This window comes from Flavobacterium sp. (assembly GCF_028712645.1).
GTDB lineage: Bacteria > Bacteroidota > Bacteroidia > Flavobacteriales > Flavobacteriaceae > Flavobacterium.
Genome location: NZ_JAQTPQ010000037.1, coordinates 1 through 19,016 on the forward strand (window position 1 = coordinate 1; position 19,016 = coordinate 19,016).

Annotated in this window: 14 protein-coding genes and 1 pseudogene; 8 read left to right on the forward strand and 7 right to left on the reverse strand. The window is 33.6% G+C overall.

Features of this window, described 5'->3' with window-relative positions; genetic code table 11:
* Both PHC28_RS04525 and PHC28_RS04530 read left to right on the forward strand, forming a co-directional pair.
* Window positions 1–649 (forward strand): DUF6662 family protein (locus PHC28_RS04525; protein WP_300096795.1); only part of this gene is annotated, 649 nt, incomplete at its 5' end.
* A gap of 11 nt (window positions 650–660) precedes the next feature.
* Window positions 661–945, forward strand: coding sequence for a hypothetical protein (locus tag PHC28_RS04530; protein WP_300096796.1), 285 nt, complete (start codon window positions 661–663; stop codon window positions 943–945).
* Between the two features lie 203 nt (window positions 946–1,148).
* On the opposite strand, the gene PHC28_RS04535 is transcribed toward PHC28_RS04530, so the two are convergent.
* Window positions 1,149–2,438 carry an ankyrin repeat domain-containing protein gene (locus PHC28_RS04535; RefSeq protein ID WP_300096797.1) on the reverse strand — a complete coding sequence of 430 codons (1,290 nt, stop codon included), beginning with the start codon at window positions 2,436–2,438 and terminating at the stop codon, window positions 1,149–1,151.
* A gap of 135 nt (window positions 2,439–2,573) precedes the next feature.
* A complete protein-coding gene (locus tag PHC28_RS04540) occupies window positions 2,574–5,249 on the reverse strand; it encodes a valine--tRNA ligase (protein WP_300096798.1) in 2,676 nt (891 codons plus the stop codon).
* Between the two features lie 163 nt (window positions 5,250–5,412).
* Here PHC28_RS04540 and PHC28_RS04545 point away from each other — a divergent pair, with 163 nt between their 5' ends.
* Window positions 5,413–5,802: a DUF1573 domain-containing protein gene (locus tag PHC28_RS04545; RefSeq protein WP_300096799.1), complete on the forward strand. Its 390-nt coding sequence runs from the start codon at window positions 5,413–5,415 to the stop codon at window positions 5,800–5,802.
* A 53-nt stretch (window positions 5,803–5,855) separates the two neighbouring features.
* Here PHC28_RS04545 and PHC28_RS04550 read toward each other — a convergent pair whose 3' ends face one another.
* Window positions 5,856–7,187 carry a PDZ domain-containing protein gene (locus PHC28_RS04550; RefSeq protein WP_300096800.1) on the reverse strand — a complete coding sequence of 444 codons (1,332 nt, stop codon included), beginning with the start codon at window positions 7,185–7,187 and terminating at the stop codon, window positions 5,856–5,858.
* Window positions 7,188–7,313: 126 nt separating this feature from the next.
* Between PHC28_RS04550 and PHC28_RS04555 the strand changes: the two genes are divergently transcribed.
* The 5 genes from PHC28_RS04555 (at window position 7,314) to lgt (ending at window position 12,142) form a co-directional block, all read left to right on the forward strand.
* A complete protein-coding gene (locus PHC28_RS04555; RefSeq protein WP_300096801.1) occupies window positions 7,314–8,510 on the forward strand; it encodes a pyridoxal phosphate-dependent aminotransferase in 1,197 nt (398 codons plus the stop codon).
* Window positions 8,511–8,643: 133 nt separating this feature from the next.
* Window positions 8,644–9,315 carry a GTP cyclohydrolase I FolE gene (folE, locus tag PHC28_RS04560; protein ID WP_300096802.1) on the forward strand — a complete coding sequence of 224 codons (672 nt, stop codon included), beginning with the start codon at window positions 8,644–8,646 and terminating at the stop codon, window positions 9,313–9,315.
* 102 nt (window positions 9,316–9,417) lie between these two features.
* Window positions 9,418–10,899 carry a cysteine--tRNA ligase gene (cysS, locus tag PHC28_RS04565; protein ID WP_300096803.1) on the forward strand — a complete coding sequence of 494 codons (1,482 nt, stop codon included), beginning with the start codon at window positions 9,418–9,420 and terminating at the stop codon, window positions 10,897–10,899.
* 12 nt (window positions 10,900–10,911) lie between these two features.
* Window positions 10,912–11,160 carry a membrane protein insertion efficiency factor YidD gene (gene yidD, locus PHC28_RS04570; RefSeq protein WP_300096804.1) on the forward strand — a complete coding sequence of 83 codons (249 nt, stop codon included), beginning with the start codon at window positions 10,912–10,914 and terminating at the stop codon, window positions 11,158–11,160.
* A gap of 55 nt (window positions 11,161–11,215) precedes the next feature.
* Window positions 11,216–12,142: a prolipoprotein diacylglyceryl transferase gene (gene lgt / locus PHC28_RS04575; protein WP_300096805.1), complete on the forward strand. Its 927-nt coding sequence runs from the start codon at window positions 11,216–11,218 to the stop codon at window positions 12,140–12,142.
* Window positions 12,143–12,200: 58 nt separating this feature from the next.
* On the opposite strand, the gene PHC28_RS04580 is transcribed toward lgt, so the two are convergent.
* From PHC28_RS04580 to PHC28_RS04595, 4 genes and pseudogenes are all read right to left on the reverse strand, one after another.
* The gene (locus tag PHC28_RS04580) at window positions 12,201–14,372 is read right to left on the reverse strand and encodes a T9SS type B sorting domain-containing protein (protein WP_300096806.1); all 2,172 of its coding nucleotides are present in this window, start codon (window positions 14,370–14,372) and stop codon (window positions 12,201–12,203) included.
* 195 nt (window positions 14,373–14,567) lie between these two features.
* Window positions 14,568–17,537 (reverse strand): protein translocase subunit SecDF, encoded by a 2,970-nt coding sequence (gene secDF / locus PHC28_RS04585; protein ID WP_300096807.1) that lies wholly within the window; start codon window positions 17,535–17,537, stop codon window positions 14,568–14,570.
* A 223-nt stretch (window positions 17,538–17,760) separates the two neighbouring features.
* A complete protein-coding gene (locus PHC28_RS04590; RefSeq protein ID WP_300096808.1) occupies window positions 17,761–18,696 on the reverse strand; it encodes a malate dehydrogenase in 936 nt (311 codons plus the stop codon).
* 30 nt (window positions 18,697–18,726) lie between these two features.
* Window positions 18,727–19,016, reverse strand: a pseudogene (locus PHC28_RS04595) (DNA topoisomerase IV subunit B); the annotation flags it as partial.

Here is a 19,016-nt window from a genome sequence, read left to right on the forward strand (position 1 = left end):
CGATTATTATCGAGAAATACAAAACCGAGTGGAATACGAAATTGGTTTGGGTTCAAACCTGCAAACTTCCTTTTATATCAACTCAAAACAAAAAGCAGGATTCGATGCTATTACAGGTGAAATTGTTATGGACGCCACCGAAATATCCTTTTCGAATGAATGGAAATACAAGTTTTCTGATCCCGTTGCAGACAGAATTGGATTTGCCGGTTATGCTGAATTTACAGTTGCAACAGACGAATTAGAAATAGAATTAAAAGCTATTTTAGACAAGAAAATCGGAAAAACAACACACGCTTTGAACTTGACTTTCGAGCCGGAATGGGAAACCACCACCACTGACGGAAAAGTAACCACTGCAACCGAGTTGAAATATGATATTAATTATGGTTTTGCTTATGAAATTAGCAAGAACTGGAATTTAGGAGCAGAAATCATCAACAGAAATGTATATATAAAAGACGATAATTTCACGCATTCAGCTTTATTTGCAGGACCAACCGTTGCTTTCAACACAGAGAAATTTTGGTTAAATTTGTCTCTTTCACCACAAATAGCCGGGCTAAATAATACTGATGAAATGTCTGGTTTAAATGTTGATGAATTCACAAAAATGGATGTGCGTCTTCTATTTTCTTATTCCTTTTAATCCTTTATAAAATGAAAAAAATAATCCTTCTGGCCTCCATTTTATTGTTGATTTCCTGCTCCTCACAATTGTATATTCCCATTGAATCAACTTCAACCGTTTCGCTTGAAGACTTGAAAACAGGAAGAGATATCTACGTAAAAAAATGTTCCAGCTGTCACCAATTGCATTTACCCAGCCAATATAATGAAAAAGTGTGGAGTTCAAATCTGAACGAAATGCAGGACAGAGCGAAAATTACTGATGAAGAAAAACAATTGATTTATCAGTATATTGTGAATGCACCAAAGAAATAAGCAATAAAAAATGGCTGTCATAATCTTATTTTTGACAGCCATTTTTGATTTATAAAACAATTATTTCAATCCAGCCAAACTTTGTTCTAATGTTGTAATTTTTGCTAGAGCATCGGCTTCTTTTTTGCGTTCGTTTTCGATGATTTCGGTTTGGTGTTAGATAATTCTTTAAGCAAAATTGTGCATTAAAAAGAGATGTCTTTTTAAAGAGAATTCCATTTTTTAAATTCCTCTCTTTGTTGTTCTTGACGCTGGTATTGGTAATCCCTATTCATCGAGGCATCGTGTGCCGCACTCATTTCTTTCAGTTGTCTTGCGTTACGTTCAGCCAAAGTTTCGGGTCTATTGGCACGTGCTTCCTCTGCACTTCTTGCGGCAGCAATTGCTTGGGCTTGGGCTTGGGCGTTCTCTTGTTCTATAGTGGCTCTTTCGGCAGCTCTTTTATTTATTTCATCCATAGATTGTCTGTATGCCGCTGCGTCTTGGCTGCTAATTGCGGCTATTTCATCTCCTGGGTAAAACCCATTATTATCTTTAACTCTCAAAGCTCCATAACTTATTAGAATTGCTATAATTTCCTCTGAATCTTTATGATATTCTCTTAATCTCCATCCGTAATACTCATTATTTTCGTACATTGAATTATATGCCTCGTGCAAAGGAGTTTTTCCGTTTTCATCTTTGGCATTAACATCAACACCGTGAGCCGCAAGTATCCTAACCATACTTTGAGAAGGCCATTTTCCATTTATCGAATTGTGCAATAATATTTTTTTGTTCTCTTTACTCACTTCTACTACATTGTCCATAAGATAGTCTAGAATGTCATATTTATACTCATTGATTGCCAGCATCAATGCATTATCTGTGTTCGCTCCTCTTGAAACTAATAATTTAACTACTTCTAAATTGTTCATTTGTATTGCTTCTTCAAGCATTGTTTTGCCATTTGTTTTATTCTCTATATCTGATTGATTTATATCTCTAATTAATTGCGTGGCTCTATTAGTGTCTAAATCTTTTATAGCTCCAATAACAAGTCCCGTATTTGAAGTAAGTCCCATATAATCAGCTGTTTCTTTGTGATTTCCATATCTTATTATATTCAAATAAGCATTATAATCGTAATGATTCATAAATCTAGCTGCAATTAACTTTACAATTTCGGGATTATTATGATTAATAGCTTTCATAAAAATATCAGTGTTATCAACAATATACCAAGTATTAAGATTACAATTAGCACCTTTTATGTCAATTTTTTCATCTAATATTTGATTTATTTCTGCAATGTCATTTTTATCTATTGCTCTATAAATTGCTTTGATTTTCTTTTTGAATATAGGATATTGAGTTTGATCCTCATCTTTTACCTGCACTTTCTTTAATGAATTATTGTAGATTTCTCTTTCAGAATCGGTTAGCTGCTGCTGAGCAAAAACAATATTGGATAGTAAAACTATCAAAAACAAGATTGATTTTTTATGTATCATCTCAAATCGGTTTAAATTAATTTCAAATGTACTTTAATTTGTGATGCGTATAAATACGAAAAAATACGTATTCTTTGTAATAATTGCATAGTAAAATTTAACAATTTTTTGAAAGTTGCCATATCCTAATTTAGACTATCGCAACCCCGCCAAACTCTGCTCGATAGTAGCAATTTTTGCCAAAGCATCAGCTTCTTTTTGTCTTTCGTTTGCCAAAACTTTTTCTGGCGCACCGTTTACAAATTTCTCGTTAGATAATTTGTTTTGCACTGATTTCAAGAAACCTTGGGTGTAAATCAACTCTGTAGTTAGTTTTTCAATTTCAGCTTCAACATCAATATTTCCTGTAATTGGGATAAAATATTCATTCGATTTCACACGGAAAGACAAAGCGCCATCCACTTTATCCAAAACATACTCTAAGGAAGTGATGTTTCCTAATTTGGTAACAACCGAATCAAAATAAGTCGAAGCATTATCGTTATTAATCGCTTTCAATTCTATAGCATCTTTGAAAGGAATATTCTTGTCTTTACGAATGGTTCTAATTCCAGAAATCACTTCAATCGTGTTTTCGAAATCGGTAATTAATTGCGTGTTGAACGGCATTATTTCTGGCCAAGACGAAACAATTAAAGCTTCTTCTGGAGTTCTTTCTGCCAATAATTGCCAAATTTCCTCGGTCAAGAATGGCATAAACGGATGCAACAATTTCATATTGTTTTCGAGCATTTCTATGGCTTTCGCCAAAGTCACGCTGTCAATAGGTTGTTGGTACGCTGGTTTTATCATTTCCAAGAACCAAGAACAGAAATCATCCCAAACCAATTTGTAAATTCCCATCAACGCATCGGAAATCCTGTATTTTTCGAAATTGTCTTCGATTTCCAAAAGCGTTTGTTGCAATTTGGCTTCATACCATTCAATCGCCACTTTTGAAGATTCAGGTTGTGGAATAGAATCCGAAACTTCCCATCCTTTTATCAATTTGAAGGCATTCCAAATTTTGTTAGTAAAGCCTTTTCCTTGATTGCACAACTCTTCGTCGAACATAATATCGTTTCCAGCAGAAGCGCTCAAAAGTAATCCTACACGAACTCCATCAGCACCAAATTTCTCAATTAATTCTAATGGTTCTGGAGAATTCCCTAAGGATTTTGACATTTTACGTCTTTGTTTATCGCGAACCAAACCAGTCAAATACACATTCGAAAATGGTTTTTTACCTGTATATTCATAACCCGCAATAATCATTCGCGCCACCCAGAAAAACAAAATATCTGGACCTGTTACTAAATCATTGGTTGGATAATAGTATTTAAAATCTTTATTTTCAGGATCTATAATTCCTCCAAAAACGGACATTGGCCACAGCCAAGAAGAAAACCAAGTATCTAGTGCATCGGCATCTTGTTTTAAGTCGTTTATGGTTAATTGTTTATTGTTTGTTGTTTGTTGTGCTAATTTTAAAGCCTCTTCAATATTTTCAGCTACGACAAAATCCTCTTTTCCGTCGCCGTAGAAATAGGCTGGAATTTGTTGTCCCCACCACAATTGACGAGAAATATTCCAATCGCGAATATTGTTCAACCAATGCGCATACGTATTATTAAAACGAGCTGGATGCAATTTTACATCACCATCAACCAAAACAGATTTAATCGCTGGTTTTACCAAATCTTCCATTTTCAAAAACCATTGGTCTGATAAACGAGGTTCGATTACAGCTTTAGTTCTTTCCGAAGTTCCTACTTTATTTAAGTGAATTTCGGTTTTGGACAAAGAACCATTTTCTTCTAATTCTTTGGCAATTTCATCACGAACCACAAAACGGTCTTTTCCTTGGTAATGCAAACCAAAACTATTCAAAGTAGCATCTTCATTGAAAATATCAATAATTTCTAGATTGTGCTTTTCTCCCAAAGTTTTATCATTTGTATCGTGCGCAGGAGTTACTTTCAAACACCCTGTTCCAAATTCGATATCAACATATTCATCTTCGATAATTGGAATAATTCTTCCACAAATTGGCACAATGGCTTTCTTACCTTTCAAATGAGAAAAACGCTCATCATTTGGGTTGATACAAATAGCAGTGTCTCCAAAAATAGTTTCCGGACGTGTTGTAGCCACTGTTAAAAATTCATCTTTTTCAGGACTGTTGCTAGCTCCCTCTCCTTCGGAGAGGGCTGGGGAGAGGATTTCATATTCTATAAAATACAATTTCCCTTGTTGTTCTTCGTAAATAACTTCTTCGTCAGACAAAGTAGTTTTCGCTTCTGGATCCCAGTTTACCATTCGGTAGCCACGATAAATCATTCCTTTGTTGTATAAATCCACGAAAGATTTGATTACCGAAGCTGACATATCCGGATCCATAGTGAATTTAGTTCTGTCCCAATCGCATGAACAACCCAATTGTTTCAATTGTTCTAAGATGGTTCCACCGTATTTGTCCGTCCAATCGTAAGCGTGTTTCAAAAACTCTTCACGACTCAAATCGGATTTATTAATTCCTTCGGATTTTAATTTGGCCACCACTTTGGCTTCAGTTGCAATTGATGCGTGATCTGTTCCCGGAACCCAACAAGCGTTGAAGCCTTTCAAACGTGCACGACGAATCAAAACATCCTGAATGGTATTGTTCAACATATGTCCCATGTGCAAAACTCCAGTAACATTTGGCGGAGGAATTACGATGGTATAAGGAGTTCTTTGGTCTGGTTCTGAATGAAAATAATTATTTTTCATCCAGTAATCATACCACTTATTTTCAATGGTTTTGGCGTCGAATTGTGCAGGAATTGTCATAAAAAGCAACTGTTAGAACCAAAATTTAGCTTTGGTCTGGTTTTTGTAATTCAAATTGAGGACAAAAGTAAATAATTAAGTACAGTATAAAAAGAGAAATAAAAAATTGTCCAGTTAATTAAAAAAACTATATTTACTTATAAACAAGTTAAAAAATAGGAAGATGAAAAATATAGCCACACTTATAGCAATAATTTTAATTTCAAGTATGGGCTTTGCTCAATCTGGTGCAAAGATAGAATTCAAGGCAAATAATAATACGGTAGATTATGGAACAATTTCCAAAAAAAGTGATAATGGAGTTCGCTCATTTGAATTTACAAATACTGGTGACGCACCTTTGATTATTTCAAATGTACTTTCAACTTGCGGATGTACTGTTCCTACTAAACCAACCGAGCCAATAATGCCCGGAAAAAAAGGGAAAATTGATATTAAATACAGTATGATTCCAGGCCCTATCAGAAAAACAATTACTGTTGAATCTAATGCAGTGAACTATGAAGATGGAAGAGTTGCTTTAAAAATAAAAGGCGAGGTAATTCCTGATTAATAAAAAAACTTTTTACTACAAACGCTTCTTGAATTATCTCGAGAAGCGTTTTTTTATAACACATTCAGCAATTGAAATTTAAATTTTAGAAGTTGGCTTTCTCTTTCTACCTCAAAAGTTATCCATTTTTCTTCTTCTGATTTTAACATTGCATTGATTTTATCCAAAGAAAATTTATAAGCAGGTACATTATTAATAGTAACAATGACATCTCCTTTTTGTAGTCCGCTTATTGCTGCTGGAGAATTTTTTCGAACATTTGATATTATGTAAATTGGTTTTAATGCAAATTTATATTTAAAATTATTAGCTGCGTTATTTCCTCTAGTATCAACTGCATCTCCAATTACTATTGGAACTGTTTCGAGATGAACTGTTTCCTGAACCCATTGCAAACCATTGTGCTGAATTTCGACACCACTTTTATTATAGCTAAATGGCGAATAGAAATTGCCATTTTTCCTCAAAAACAGTTTTTCATTCGAATAATCAAAAACTACTATAAACCTTTTCAAAATTTCAGCTCCCACTGAGCCCGAACGCCCCTGAACCATTTTTACATTTTTTATCGAAGTTGAATCAGGAAAGGCAATAATAAGTTTATGAAATTCAAATTTAGATAGCTTAAATGCAGAAATTTGCGCTCTTTTACCTTCAATATCGCCGCTAAAACCTTTCCCTAGATAATCTTCAAAATTTTTGTTGGGCACTTTTATTAATTTTGAAGCATTTTCAAAGAGCCAAATAGCGTCACTATTTCCAATATCAATCAATAGTTTTACTGGAATCTCGTTAGAGTTCATCACGACACTACTTACTATGTATGGTTTTGATTTTTCAATAGAAATATCAATTTTTTCAAATTTTTTTTCAATTCTATTCCTGTTATTTTTATTATCCCTATAAACAATAATCCTTTTCTTTTCGTAATTGATTTCGATTAGATTATTTTTTAAAAAATTGTATCCAATGATACCGTTTACAGGAATCCCAATATGTGATGATAAATTAAACCTTTGGTCTAAAACAACATATAATAAGTGATTTATTGACTTTCCACCTTTAATTTCCAAAATGTTATTAGTTGACTTCAATCCTTCTACAGATTCTTCTTCGCCTAAACCTCTCAAAGTGACTTTTTCGACATTAAAAAAACTAACTTCTTTTTTATCTTCTAAACTAAAAAGAATTGTTCCTTCGACACCAGAATCTAGCAAGAAATTTAATTCTATTCCATTAACTTTTATAGGAATAAATAATAGATTATTGATAAACTTAAAAGGAATCACAACTTTATCAACCCCTTTTTCAAGTAAAAACCCTTCTTGTCCCAAAACAGGAAAGGTCGAAATGAAAATGAAAAATAAAAGAATTATTTTTTTCATCGGAAAAGGTTTTTATAAAGTTACTGAAAATATTAAATAACATCACATTAATATTAACAAATTAAGACAATTGAAGCAATTTTTTTCGAAATAAAAATTGCAAATTTGCACCAAATTTCAAAAATTATGCCCAGTATTTCAATTAGAGGTCGAAAAATGCCCGAGTCACCAATTCGAAAATTAGCTCCTTTTGCCGATATGGCAAAATTAAAAGGTCATAAAGTGTATCATTTAAATATAGGACAACCCGATATAAAAAGTCCTAAAATTGCTATTGAAGCAATAAAAAAAATTAATTTAGACATTATTGAGTATGGTCCATCGGCTGGTTATGAAAATTACAGAAGAAAACTTGCTCAGTTTTATACTAAACAAGATGTAAGAGTAGGTTTTGAAGATATAATGATAACCACAGGTGGTTCTGAGGCACTACTATTTGCCCTTGGCAGCATTATGGATCCACAAGATGAAGTAATTATTCCAGAACCTTTTTATGCCAATTATAGTGCTTTTTCAGCAGAATCAAGTGCGACAGTAGTTCCAGTGATTTCAAATATTGAAAGTGGATTTACTCTACCAACAATTGAAGAATTTGAAAAAGCTATTACGCCAAAAACTAAAGCTATTTTAATCTGTAATCCGAATAACCCAACAGGTTATTTGTATTCGGAATCTGAAATTAATCAATTAGGCGAATTAGTAAAAAAACACGATTTATTTTTGATTGCAGACGAAGTGTATCGTGAATTTATCTATGATGAAAGAGACAAACATTATTCAGTAATGAACCTGAAAGGAATCGAACAAAATGTCATTATGATTGATTCGGTTTCTAAAAGATATAGTATGTGTGGCGCACGTATTGGCTGTATGGTAACTAAAAACAAAGAGGTTATCGCCGCTGCAATGAAATTTGCACAAGCTCGTTTATGTCCACCAACTATTGAACAAATCGCTTGCGAAGCTGCGATAGACACACCTCAAAGTTATTTTGATGAAGTGATTTCAGAATATAAGGAACGAAGAGACACCTTAATTACCGAATTAAATAAAATTGAAGGTGTCGTTGTAACCACTCCAAAAGCTGCTTTTTATTGCATCGCCCAATTACCAGTTGACAATACCGATGATTTTGCACAATGGCTTTTGGAAAGCTATGACTTGAATGGGGAAACCGTGATGGTAGCTCCTGCTGGTGGATTTTATTCGACCCCAAATGTTGGTTTAAACCAAGTGCGTATCGCTTATGTGTTAAAAAAAGAGGATTTAATTAGTGCAGTACAAATACTAAAATCAGCAATTATAACTTATAACTCTAAATAAAAAAACGTATTACAAGGAGTTCAGACCATATAATCACAAATCAATTAATTGTTAGATGCCATTGAATTTCTTTGGCATTTATTAATTATCTTTACCCCTTAAATTGATACACCCACTATAACAGTAATTTTTAATGATAAATAACGAAGAATTTCACGACGAAATAGGAAACAATCATATTAGTTTATCTGCTACAAACCCAGTGAGAGATGATGCTTTTGATATTTCTGACGATGAAAAAATTGAAAAAATAAAAAAAGATGTCGAAAACATTCTGCTTACTCTTGGAATGGATTTAACTGATGACAGCTTAAAAGGAACTCCCAATCGAGTAGCAAAAATGTTTGTGAAAGAAATTTTTGGAGGTCTTAATCCTGCCAGAAAACCAAATGCTTCCACCTTTGAAAATGGCTACAAATATGGTGAAATGTTAGTCGAAAAAAATATCACTCTATATTCCACCTGCGAACATCATTTGCTTCCCATAATTGGCAGAGCTCATGTTGCTTATATCTCAAAAGGAAGGGTAATTGGTTTGTCAAAAATAAATAGAATTGTCGAATATTACTCCAAAAGACCTCAAGTTCAAGAACGTCTAACGATGCAAATTGTACAAGAACTTCAAATTGCACTTGGAACTGACGATGTGGCTTGCATCATCGATGCGAAACATCTTTGTGTCAACTCTAGAGGAATAAACGATATAGAAAGCAGCACCGTAACATCAGAATTTGGTGGGAAATTCAAAAACGAACAAACTAGAAGGGAACTTTTAGACTATATTAAATTGGAAACAAAATTCTAATTTTGGTTAACTGGTTATTTGTTTAACCAGTTAAACATTATACAATAACCGAAATAACACTTTAAACGATTAATCAATTAACCGATTATACAATAAACCATAATGCTTTTATATAAAACCCAAACCATAAAAATATACAATTCTCTTTCGGGAGAAAAAGAAATCTTCACCCCAATTCACGAGGGAAATGTAGGAATGTATGTTTGTGGACCAACGGTTTATAGCAATGTACATCTTGGAAACGTGAGAACTTTTATGTCTTTTGACGTAATCTTCCGATATTTTTTGCATTTGGGTTACAAAACTCGTTATGTAAGAAACATTACTGATGTTGGTCATATTGTAGATGATGTGGATGATGGTGAAGATAAAATTGCAAAAAAAGCACGAATAGAACAGCTTGAGCCAATGGAAGTTGTTCAACAATACACCGTTGATTTTCACGATATTTTAAATTTATTTAATTTTTTGCCGCCAAGTATTGAGCCAACGGCAACAGGACACATTATTGAACAAATCGAAATCGTCAAGAAAATTATTGACAAAGGATTGGCTTATGAAGTCAATGGCTCTGTTTATTTTGATGTAGTGAAATACAACAAAACTAATAACTACGGTATTTTAAGTGGTCGAAATATTGACGAAATGTTGTCCAACACAAGAGATTTAGATGGTCAAGGCGACAAAAAAAATGCACAAGATTTTGCGCTTTGGAAAAAAGCCGAACCACAACATATTATGCGTTGGCCTTCGCCTTGGAGCGATGGTTTTCCAGGATGGCATTTAGAATGTACCGCAATGAGTACCAAATATTTGGGAAATCATTTCGACATTCACGGTGGCGGAATGGACTTGAAATTTCCCCATCACGAATGTGAAATTGCGCAGAACCAAGCTTGCACAGGTCACACTCCAGTAAATTATTGGATGCACGCCAATATGCTGACTTTGAATGGCAAAAAAATGTCTAAATCAACCGGAAATAATATATTGCCAAGAGAAATAATAACTGGCGAAAGTGAATTCTTAAGCAAAGCTTTTTCTCCAAGTGTTGCCCGATTTTTTATGCTTCAGGCACATTATAGAAGTAATCTCGACTTTACAAATGAAGCCATTCTTGCTGCCGAAAAAGGATTTTACAGATTGACGGAAGCTTTGGACAGATTAGATGAAATCAAACCTGGGGATACTTCTACGCTTGATATTTTAAGTTGGAAACAAAGTTGTTATGACGCTATGAATGACGATTTTAATAGTCCCATTTTGATTGCTCAACTATTTGAAGGAGTTCGTTTTATCAATTTATTGAAAGACAATTCGGCGACACTTACCGCTGGAGATTTTAAAATATTTGAAACATTGATGCGTTCATTTACTTTTGATGTTTTAGGTTTAAAAGACGAAAAAAACATTGGAAACAATAATGAGAAACTAGAAGGCGTTGTTCATATGTTAATTAGTATGCGAAATGAAGCAAGAGCCAATAAAGACTTTGCAATGTCTGACCAAATTCGGGATCAATTGATTGCTTTAGGAATCCAGTTGAAAGATGGAAAAGACGGTACCAATTTTAGCATTCAGTAATAAATAAAAATTATGCTTTCGAGAATCTTAATATTTCCTTTTGTATTATTGGTTCGTTTTTATCAAAATGCGATTTCGCCTTTTACACCATCTTCTTGCCGATTTGAGCCAACTTGTTCGAGTTATATGATCGAAGCATTGCAAAAACACGGCTTATTTTACGGTGGATTTTTGGGAACAAAAAGAATATTGAGTTGCCATCCATGGGGAAAAACAGGTTACGATCCTGTTCCTCCAAAAAAATGTAACCACAACCATTGATAAAATATTGAAACCCTAAACAAAAAAATGTATTTTTACACTAAATAAAAAAATAATGACACACGCTTTAAACATAGTTTGGAACCCATCAGAAGGAATTGATTTAGGCTTTTTTGTAATTCGTTTTTACAGCTTAATGTTTGTAATTGCTTTTGGTTTAGGTTGGTACATTATGAAAAACATTTTCGAAAGAGAAAACGAATCGTTAGAAAAATTGGATTCATTATTCATTTGGATTGTTTTATCTACACTAATTGGTGCTAGATTGGGTCATGTTTTGTTTTATGATTGGGAATATTTTCGCAATCATTTGCTAGAAATATTTTTACCATTTCGATTTTCTCCTAATTTTGAATTTACTGGCTACCAAGGTCTAGCAAGTCATGGAGCTGCCATATCAATAATAATTGCGATGTATTATTTCAGCAAAAAAATATTGAAAAAACCACTTATCTGGATATTAGATAGAATTGTAATCCCTGTATCAAGTGGAGCAGTTTTTGTGAGATTGGGAAATTTTTTCAATTCTGAAATTGTTGGAAAAGAAACTACATCTTCTTTCGGAATTCGATTTATAAGGGATCAGTTCAGTCCAAGAGATGCAGTAAATGCTACACAAATAGCAAATCCAAAAGAGGCTTACCACGCCATAGCTACAAATCCCCAGTTTGCAAATCTACTTCAACAGATTCCTGCCAAACATCCAGCACAATTGTATGAAGCATTTTGCTATATTTTTGTTTTTGCTATATTATTTTTCTTGTATTGGAAAACGGAAGCAAGAGAAAAATCAGGTTATTTATTTGGCTTGTTTCTAGTATTATTATGGTCTGTTCGCTTTGTGGTGGAATATGTAAAAGAAAGTCAAGGAGGTTTTGAAAGCGCATTAGGTTTGTTTTCTACAGGACAATGGCTTAGTATTCCTTTTATCTTAATAGGTTTGTATTTTGTGTTTACTGCTGAAAAACCAGTTCACTTATAATTATTTGATAACAAAACTCAACAAAAAAGCTTCCAAAATTTTGGAAGCTTTTTTTGCTTTATCGCTTTAAAGTAAAATGGGATTTAAATTCTTTCACACTACCTTTTTCAACATATTTAACTGTAAACCAATAATCATCAGCAGGCATTGGCTTACCAATATAAATTCCATCCCATCCCAAACCTAATGGAGTAATATCTTTCAATAATTTGCCATATCGATCAAAGATATAAATCCGAACATCTGATTGATCTTTTAATTCATAAATATTCCAATAGTCATTATATGTATCACCATTTGGTGTAAAATATTTAGGATAACCAATTACCAAAACATTATTTTCAGTAATTGGAGTACTACAGCCATTAATTTCTTTGACAGTAATTGAATGTATTCCAGAAGCAACATTTTCAAAAGTAGGACTAACTTGGAAAGGACCATAATCTAATTGATATAAATAACTCCCTGTTCCATTTACACTAATAGTAATAATTTGATTTTTACTAAATGCATCGGTCACATCCCAAGCAATACTCACAAGCGTGTTAGAGGGATTAACTGTAACTTTAATCGTTTTTGTGGTAGCACATTGTGGAGCATTTGGAGTAAACACATAATCTCCACTATTCATATTATCAACGGCTGGCGGATCCCAAGTTCCAGTAATTCCATTTGGAGATGTAGACGATAAAACTGGGGCAACACTTCCTGAACAAATTGGCATATCAACAAAATTTGGAATTACATTTGGAGTCACAGTAATTATTAAAGTTGCAGTAGTAGCACATTGTCCAGAAGTAGGCGTAAAAGTATAAGTTGTAGTTACTGTATCGTCCAATGCAGGTAACCAAGTTCCAGTATAACCATTAATAGAAGTAGTGGGCAAAGCAGCCAAACCAGCTCCAGAACAAATTGCAGAAACTGGTGAAAATGTAGGTAAAACTTTTTGGTTTACTGTAATCGTCAAAGGAGTTGTTGTTGCACATTGTCCAGCCGTTGGTGTAAAAGTATAGGTTGTGGTTGTAGTATTATTCAAAGCAGGCGACCAAGAGCCAGTTATTCCATTATTAGAAGTTGTCGGCAATGGAGTCAATATATCTCCAGAACAAATAGCAGGAACAGCTGTGAATGTTGGTGTTAATACTTGATCAATAGTTATAATTGCAGTTGTCAATGTAGCCGAAGTACATTGACCAGAATCAGGAGTAAAAGTATATGTAACAGGACCTAATAAGGATGTATCGACTATTGCTGGATTCCAAGTTCCATTTATTGGAGTTGTATTTGATGAATTTAAAGGTAATAATGGAGCTGGATCATTTTGACAAACAATAGCTGGAATAGTTGTGAAAGTAGGCGTAACTAATGGAGTTACAGTTACTGGTAATGTTTGTGTTAAAGCACAAGGAAATAACATTGGGTCTGGAGTAAAAGTATAATCTATTGTTCCAGCAGTAGATGTATTAATTATAGATGGATTCCAAGTACCTGTGATAGGAGTAACATTTGTAGAAGTTGTTGGTAAAATTGATGGCACATCATTAATACAATAAGAATCAATTATTGGAGAGAATGTTGGAGTTGTGGTTGTAACACATGGCAGACTACATACCAGCGTTTGTGTTGGATAACAAGGAAGCCCCATAACTGTTAATATTGTAAAAGTTACGGATTGACCTGGCTGCACTCCGAATACTTCTTGGCCAGATAGAAAAGTGTTTCCAAAAACTGTTGGTCCTCCTTGAATTGAATAACTATAATCGTAGGAATTACCCGTGCGTCCAACAACATGTGACCAATCAAAAAATACTGAAGTTGAAGTGGTAACTTGAGTAGCATCACATCTAAAAATATCAGCTATAGCCCCAGTATCTGCAACCACATTAACAACAATTGGTGTTCTAGGAGTACTTTCTATACCTCCAATAGTTTCAGTAACATAATATGTTGTTGAACCAACTATAGTAGTACTTGGAGTAGGAGCAATTGCCGATGGAATTTCTGTTGGTAAATTTGTAAGATACCAATTCAAAGTTCCTCCTCCTGAAGGAGATGCTGTTAATGGAACTGCAACACTATTTTGACACAAATACAATGGAGAAACTACCGTTGGAGGCACTGTGGCAAGAAAAAAACTTTCATTACTACTTCTATTAAAAGCGAATACATGTGCATTGGATATAATAGTAATCAGAAATAGAAAAACAAATAACTTGAATATTTTTTCCATTGATTTAGTTTTAGGTTGCATAAATTATTGGGGGATTATAGCAATATTGGGTAAATATATAAAATTTGATTCTTTTATAAAATTTTATTATTTGTTAACAAAGAACTCATTAAAAGTTATCCAATTACAAAATACAATAATAAAAAAAGACCCGAACAAAATTCGGGTCTTTAAATTATTTAACATTCAAGAATGTTATGCGTTGTGCGCTTCTTCAATTCTTTTATGTTCTGCTTCTGACATTGTATCACACAATACTGGAGTTGCAATAAATAATGAAGAGTATGTTCCTACTACAATACCTATAAGCATTGCAAAGATAAATCCTCGAATAGATTCACCACCAAAAATAAACATAATCAACAATACCATAATCATCGTCAAAGATGTATTAATGGTTCTAGACATTGTACTATTGATGGACTGATTCACGATACTATTGAAATTCCCTTTGGCTTTTTTACCCCCTAAATATTCACGTACTCTATCAAATACAATTACAGTATCATTCATAGAATAACCAATAACAGTAAGAATTGCAGCAATGAAATGCTGGTCAATCTCCATACCAAAAGGCATAAATTTGTAACACAATGAGTAGATTCCTAATACAAAAATAACATCATGAACAACCGCAGCAATCGCACCTAAACTATATTGCCATTTTCTAAAACTGATCACTAAATATAGTCCTACAATAAGCATCGCTCCAAGAACTGCCCAATAGGCATTGGTTTTGATATCCTCAGCTATCGTTGGACCAACTTTTGAAGCTAGAACAATACCGTATTTCTTACCATCGTAAGCATTCACGAATTTATCATAGGTTATTTCGGTAGAAAAATGTTGTTTCAAATTTTCATACAACATTTTATTCACTTCTTCGTCTGCTTGACTTCCCGTTTCTTGCACCTTATATTTAGTGGTGATTTTCAATTGGTTATCTTTACCGAAAATTTTTGCTTCGGCACTTCCAAAAACTTTTGTTAATTCAGCTTTTACCATTTCGGGTTCAACTGGTTTTTCAAAACGCACTTGAAAAGTTCTTCCTCCAACAAAATCCACCCCTTGATCAAATCCATTAGTGAAAATTGAATATAAACTCACAACAGTTACAATTAGTGAAAAAGCATAAGTCCATTTTTTGATGCTCAAGAAATCAAAATGGAAATTTGTAAAGAAATTCTTTGAGAATCCTGTTACAAATGATAATTTATTATTTTTACTTATACTCCAATCTATAAATATTCTTGCAATAAATATGGATGTAAATAAAGAGGTTATAATACCTATTAACAATGTAGTTGCAAAACCTTTTATTGGTCCTGAACCAAAAATGAATAGCACACCACCTGTTAAAATATGCGTTACATTGGCATCAACAATAGATCGCATTGCACCTTTCCAACTGTAGGATGTTACAACTGCTTCTTCAAGTGATTTGCCCGCACGTAATTCTTCTTTTGCTCTTTCATATATAATGATATTCGCATCAACTGCAGTTCCCATTGTCAAAACAATACCTGCAATTCCAGGCAAAGTAAGTACTGCACCTAAACTCGCCAAAATTCCGAATAAGAATAATAAATTGACTGCTAAAGCAATGTTAGCATACCAACCTGATTTTCCGTAATAAATCATCATCCAAAGAGACACTAAAAGCAATCCAATTAGAGCTGAATTAGTTCCATTGTCAATTGCTTCCTGACCCAAGGATGGTCCTACAACTTCTGATTGAATTATTTCTGCTGCTGCAGGAAGTTTACCAGCTCTAAGAACGTTAGCTAAATCTTTTGTTTCTGAAATGTCAAAAGTTCCCGAAATTTCTGATCTACCACCCGAAATTGGACCGCTAGAAACACCAGGTGCTGAATAAACGATATTATCAAGTACAATAGCAATGTTGCTTTTTTGTGTGTAAGCTCTTCCTGTTAATGCTTCCCAAGCTTTAGCTCCTTGACCATTCATTTGCATTGTAACAGCTGGTTTTCCAGATTGATCGAATGAATCTTTCGCATCGGTAACCACACCGCCACCCATTGCAGCAACATTATCTCTATTCCCTTTTAAAGCATATAATTCAACTGCATCAATTACTTTTCCTTTACCATTGTCAATATTTGTTGGTTTTCCCCAAACAAATTTTGCATAATGTTGTTCTGGTGACAATAAAACTCTAATATCAGCTCTTCTCAAATAACCTCCAATAACGGCTGTATCTTTTGGAGAGAATAAACCCAAAACTGGTCCACCACCTTGTTGAATTATTTTATCAAGTATAGGATTGTTTCCTTTTTTGGTATCTACAGAATCTTTTTTATCTGTTAATAAGGCACTTAAAGTATCTTTTGCAACAGTTTTAACTTCTGGAGCTTTGATTTCAGTTTTTTTCAATGCCTCATTTGCAGCCATTATAAAACTACCAATTTCATCTACTTTATACGTTTCCCAGAACTCTAATTGAGCTGTACTTTGCAATAATTTTTTAATTCTATCTACATCTTTAGCTCCAGGAAGTTCCACAAGAATTCTTCCAGTTTCCCCTATTTTTTGAATATTAGGTTGTGTTACACCAAATTTATCGATACGTTTTCTCAATACTCCAAAAGCACTTTCTACAGATTCATCAACTTTTCTTTTGATTACTTTTTGTGCTTGTGCATCAGTCATTTGAAAATCAATTCCTCCATCGCCTTGCAAAGTTCTATTGGCAAAAATATCAGGAGATGCCAGTTTTACAGTTCCTTTTGAATTAGCTTCGAAAGCTTCAAAAAACGCATTTAAATAGGTTTGATTCCCTTTTTGGTTTGCAGTTGCATCCGCCAACGATTTATTAAAAACTGGATTTTTAGAATTATTAGATAATCCTTTCAAAACATCTTTTACTGAAATTTGCAATATTACGTTAATACCACCTTCTAAGTCAAGACCTTTATTGATTTGTTTGTCCTTAACTTCGTTGAAAGTAAAATCAGTAAAGCCAAGACTAAACACTTTTTCTTTACCAATTGAATCTAAATATTTTACTTCTTTTTCAGGATTTCCACCAGCAAAAGTTTTTGCATCACTTTTTATTTTACTTGAAACGAAAGTGAACGAAAGTTGGTAAATGCTCACCAATGCAAATAGAATTGCGAAAAATTTAATAAGTCCTTTATTCTGCATTATTACTAAAAATTAATTATTTATTGTATTTATTTTTGTTTCAACCCTTATAGAATAAGACATAACACCTATTTTAACTAAAAAATAAACAGTTACGAATTTCATCCTATTTTTTAAAACGAGCAAATATATAATTAACGTAAAGATTAACCAATTTATTTATTGATTAATGTCAAAAAAAAGACTGCAATTGTGCAGTCTTCTCTATTTTATACCTAAATTATTATGCTAAAACTGATTTCAGGTCGGCATTCATATTACGAACTGCCTCGGCACTTTTGGCGAAAGCTGTTTTTTCAGCATCGCTTAATTTGATGTCAAGAATTTGTTCGATTCCATTTTTACCTATAATACAAGGAACGCCAATGCAAATATCGCTTTGACCGTATTCACCTTCTAGCATTACAGAACAAGCAATCATTTTCTTTTGATCATTCAAAATACTATCAACTAAATAAGCCACAGAAGCTCCTGGTGCATACCAAGCTGATGTTCCTAAAAGTCCAGTTAACGTAGCTCCACCAACCATTGTATCAGCAGCAACTTTTGCTAATTCTTCTTCCGAAAGAAATTCTGAAACTGGAATACCATTATAAGAAGCTAATCTTGTCAACGGAATCATAGTAGTGTCACCGTGACCACCAATAACCATTGCCGAAACATCGTTTGGTGATTTATCTAGTGCTTTTGACAAATAATATCTAAAACGAGAACTATCAAGTGCTCCTCCCATTCCTATAATTCTGTTTTTTGGTAAACCTGTAGCTTTCAATGTTAAATAAGTCATTGTATCCATTGGGTTTGAAACTACCACAATAATTGCATTTGGAGAATGAGTTAAAACATTATCAGCAACTGTTTTTACAATTCCTGCATTGATACCTATTAATTCTTCACGAGTCATCCCTGGTTTTCTTGGAATTCCAGATGTAATTACCACTACATCGCTACCCGCTGTTTTTGAATAATCATTAGTAACACCTGAAACTTTAGTATTAAAACCTGTATTAGTTGCACATTGAGAAATATCCATTGCTTTACCTTCGGCAAAACCTTCTCTAATGTCTAATAATACTACTTCACTAGCAATTCCTCTATAAGAAATTGAATCTGCGCAAGATGCTCCCACATTTCCTGCTCCTACAATTGTAACTTTCATTTTATATTTTTTTTGTTCGTTGTTTGTTGTTTACGCATCAATATTGGCATACACCGCATTTTTCTCAATAAAATCTCTTCGAGGTGGCACATCATCTCCCATTAACATCGAGAAAACTCTATCCGCCTCAACCAGACTATCAATATTTACTTGTCGTAAAGTTCTAAAATTTGGATCCATTGTGGTTTCCCATAACTGTTCCGCATTCATCTCTCCAAGACCTTTATAACGTTGAATCGCTGCGCTTCCACCCAATCTTGCATTAGCTTGATCGCGTTGATCTTCTGTCCAAGCGTATTCTTTTTTGTTTCCTTTTTTAA

Bases quoted from the DNA above. Each gene is read 5' to 3' on its own strand.
- PHC28_RS04555 (WP_300096801.1), top strand. From the start codon at position 7,314: ATGCCCAGTATTTCAATTAGAGGTCGAAAAATGCCCGAGTCACCAATT.
- PHC28_RS04550 (WP_300096800.1), bottom strand. From the start codon at position 7,187: ATGAAAAAAATAATTCTTTTATTTTTCATTTTCATTTCGACCTTTCCT.
- PHC28_RS04535 (WP_300096797.1), bottom strand. From the start codon at position 2,438: ATGATACATAAAAAATCAATCTTGTTTTTGATAGTTTTACTATCCAAT.
- secDF (WP_300096807.1), bottom strand. From the start codon at position 17,537: ATGCAGAATAAAGGACTTATTAAATTTTTCGCAATTCTATTTGCATTG.
- PHC28_RS04540 (WP_300096798.1), bottom strand. From the start codon at position 5,249: ATGACAATTCCTGCACAATTCGACGCCAAAACCATTGAAAATAAGTGG.
- lgt (WP_300096805.1), top strand. From the start codon at position 11,216: ATGACACACGCTTTAAACATAGTTTGGAACCCATCAGAAGGAATTGAT.
- folE (WP_300096802.1), top strand. From the start codon at position 8,644: ATGATAAATAACGAAGAATTTCACGACGAAATAGGAAACAATCATATT.
- PHC28_RS04530 (WP_300096796.1), top strand. From the start codon at position 661: ATGAAAAAAATAATCCTTCTGGCCTCCATTTTATTGTTGATTTCCTGC.
- PHC28_RS04590 (WP_300096808.1), bottom strand. From the start codon at position 18,696: ATGAAAGTTACAATTGTAGGAGCAGGAAATGTGGGAGCATCTTGCGCA.
- cysS (WP_300096803.1), top strand. From the start codon at position 9,418: ATGCTTTTATATAAAACCCAAACCATAAAAATATACAATTCTCTTTCG.
- yidD (WP_300096804.1), top strand. From the start codon at position 10,912: ATGCTTTCGAGAATCTTAATATTTCCTTTTGTATTATTGGTTCGTTTT.
- PHC28_RS04545 (WP_300096799.1), top strand. From the start codon at position 5,413: ATGAAAAATATAGCCACACTTATAGCAATAATTTTAATTTCAAGTATG.
- PHC28_RS04580 (WP_300096806.1), bottom strand. From the start codon at position 14,372: ATGGAAAAAATATTCAAGTTATTTGTTTTTCTATTTCTGATTACTATT.